General features: G+C 67.0%; 2 protein-coding genes. Both read right to left on the bottom strand.

Features of this window, described 5'->3' with window-relative positions; all coding sequences use genetic code 11:
- Positions 1-55 precede the first annotated feature (55 nt).
- The gene (locus J0M27_RS21285) at positions 56-1,432 is read right to left on the bottom strand and encodes an FAD-binding oxidoreductase (protein WP_294996716.1); all 1,377 of its coding nucleotides are present in this window, start codon (positions 1,430-1,432) and stop codon (positions 56-58) included.
- Between the two features lie 11 nt (positions 1,433-1,443).
- On the bottom strand, positions 1,444-3,095 hold a 1,652-nt coding region (locus J0M27_RS21280), incomplete at its 5' end, for an acetolactate synthase large subunit (protein ID WP_294996714.1).

Raw genomic sequence — 3,095 nt, 5'->3', positions numbered from 1 at the left:
GTAGTCCAGCGTGGTCGCCGGCAGGATGTTCAGGGTGCGGCCCATTGCGACTCCGTCAGAGGACCTTGCCCGGATTGAGAATGCCTTTCGGGTCGAGCGCGGTCTTCAGCGTGCGCATCAGCGCGATTTCGTTCTCGCTGCGGCTGACCTTCAGGTAGGCCTTCTTCTCCAGGCCGATGCCGTGCTCGGCAGATACCGAGCCACGGAATGCGGCAAGCGGCGTATAGACCAGCGCCTCGATCTTTGGCCGTGACGCCAGGTAGTCCTGCGGCTTGACCTGGACGATCACGTGCAGGTTGCCGTCGCCGAGGTGGCCGAAGATCCACAGCTTGTGGTCGCCGATCGCCCCGGGCAGCGCGGCGCGGAGATCGTCGGCGAAATTCTCCATCTCGCCGATCGGCAGCGAGATGTCGAAGACGACCGGCAGCCCGCCGTGCAAGACCTGCTCGACGTCGTCGCGCAGCGCCCAGAAGGCCTGGCAGTCGGCCTCCGATTGCGAGATGGCCGCGTCGACGATGAGCCCGGACTCGAATGCCGATTCCATCGCGCCGTTGAACCGCTGCGTGTCGAGTTCGCGGTCCGCGCCCTGGCTCTCGACGAGAACGTAGTACCGATAGTCCTGGGCGATCGGCGGCTGGCCCTTGGCCGGCGCCGTCGTCACTAGGCGGTAGAAGGGTTGCCACATCACCTCGAATGCCGACAGCGTTCCGCCCAGCGCACTGTCGATGTGCTTGAGGAAGCTGGCGACGGCAGCGAAACTGTCGATCCCGACAAAGGCCATGTTGGTCGTCGTCGGCCTTTCCCGCAGGCGCAGCACGAGGCGGGTGATGATGCCCAGGGTGCCCTCGGAGCCGATGAACAGGTGCTTGAGGTCGTAGCCGGCGTTGTTCTTGATCAGGCGGTTGAGCGACGAGACGATGGTGCCGTCGGCCATGACCGCCTCGATGCCGAGCACCATTTCGCGCGTCATGCCGTAGCGGATCACCCGGTTGCCGCCGGCGTTGACCGCCGCGTTGCCGCCCAGCGTCGCCGAGCCGCGCGCGCCAAGGTCGAGCGGAAAGGCCAGGCCGTGCTCGTCGACCGCCTCCTGCAACGCCTGTAGCACCACCCCGGCCTGCACCGTTGCCGTGCGTTGAACCGGGTCGATGTCCTCGATGGCGCGCATGCGCTCGAGCGACAGGATGATCTCGTCCGGTTTGGCGTCGCCGCCATGCACCAGGCCGGTCAGGCCGCCGTGCGTCACGACACCGATGTTGTTTTCGCAACACCAGCGCATCACCCGCGACACTTCGTCGGTGTTCGCCGGGCGCACCAGCGCGGCGGCCTTGAGGTTGTCCGGGCGCAGGTAGCCGGCGGAGCGGGTGGCGACGTCGGCGGCGTCGAGGACGGCATTCTCGCCAACGAGTTGGCGCAAGGAATCGGTCAGGTTCATGGTCATCTCCCTCAAATCATCGCTTCGATCAGGCGCGGACCCTTGCTCTGCATCGCCGATTCGTACTGCGCGGCGAACTCTTCCGCGGTTGTCGCGCGACTGGCCTCGACCCCCAGGCCGCTGGCGATCTGCGTCCAGTTCATTTCCGGATTGTGCAGGTCGAGCATCGACAGGGCCTTGGCGCCGGCGCTGTCGATGCCGACCCGCTGCAACTCGATATTGAGAATCGCGTAGGAACGGTTGGCGTAGATCACCGTGGTCACGTCGAGTTGCTCGCGCGCCATGGTCCACAAGGCCTGCATGGTGTAGGCGGCGCCGCCATCGCCGTGCGGGCAGATCACCTTGCGCCCGGGCGCGGCCAGCGCCGCGCCGACGGCCAGCGGCAAGCCCTCGCCGATCGAGCCGCCGGTCAGCGGCAGATGCGTGTGCGGCCGGGCCTGGGCGAGGGTCATCAGCAAGGGAAGGCTCGATGTCAGTGCTTCCTCGGCGTAAATGGCATCGTCCGGCGTCAGTTGCGCGATGACTTGCGCGACGCTCAAGGCGCTGAGCGCGCCGCTCGGCAGTCCGGGCAGCTTGAGCGGAATGCGCATGGCTGGCTCGGCCGGGGCCCCCAGCGCATCGGCCAGATCCTGCAGCGCCCGGACGCCATCCTCGTGCGGCTGCGCCAGATGGCTGAACTCGCAATTCCCGGGAGCGCACCAGCTCGGCTTGCCGGGATAGGCGAAAAAGGACACCGGCGGTTTGGAACCCACCAGAACGATCTGTTCGATGCCCTGGAGGAAGGCGACGATCTGCTCGGCGAAATAGGGAATGCGCTCGACCGGCACGCGGCCGGCGCCGAGTTCGGCATGCGGCGCGAAGGTATCGCACAACAGGCGGGCGCCGGTCCTGGCCTGCACCCGTCCGGCGGCTTCCAGCCCGGCCCCGTGGAGTGCCGGGCCGCGCAGCAGCAGCGCCGACTTCCTGCCGTTGCTCAACAGCTTCGCGATATCCTCGATGGCATCCTTGTCTACCGCCGCCGGCCCGATGTCGGGCAGCATCCGGGCGGCGCGGTCGGCGGCGTTCCACGCCGTATCCGCCGGCAGGACGAGCGTGGCGATTCCACCGGGCGCGGCGCGCGCGGCCTGGACGGCGCGGGCGGTATCCCCCGCCACGGCCTTGGCGCTCTTCGATTCATGGATCCAGGAGGACACCGGCCGGGCGAAACCGACGATGTCGGAGGTCAGCAGGGCGTCGTACTGCAGGTGATAGGTGGCATGATCGCCGACGACATTGACGATCGGCGTGGCGGCACGGCGGGCGTTGTGCAGGTTGGCCAAGCCATTGGCCAGGCCGGGGCCGAGGTGGAGCAGCGTCGCGGCGGGTTTGCCGGCGACACGTCCGTAGCCGTCCGCCGCCCCGGTCGCCACGCCTTCGAACAGGCAGAGAACCGGGCGGATTCCGGGAATCGAATCCAGCGCCGCGACGAAATGCATTTCCGATGTGCCCGGGTTGGCGAAGCACACATCGACGCCGCAATTGACCAGCGTCCTGGCGAGCGACTGGGCGCCGTTCATCTTCTCGTTCATCGAGCGTCTTCTCCGGAAATGGTCAGCGAACAGGAAATCGGATGCAGTATGCACAAGGGGATCGAATTCCTGCAACGGATTATCGTTCCATCCGG

The organism is Sulfuritalea sp. (genome assembly GCF_017302275.1).
GTDB lineage: Bacteria > Pseudomonadota > Gammaproteobacteria > Burkholderiales > Rhodocyclaceae > Sulfuritalea.
This window is presented reverse-complemented; position numbering and strand designations above follow the sequence as displayed.

What these genes read in the sequence shown, in the direction of transcription:
- J0M27_RS21285 (WP_294996716.1), bottom strand. Translation starts at nt 1,432, where the DNA reads ATGAACCTGACCGATTCCTTGCGCCAACTCGTTGGCGAGAATGCCGTC.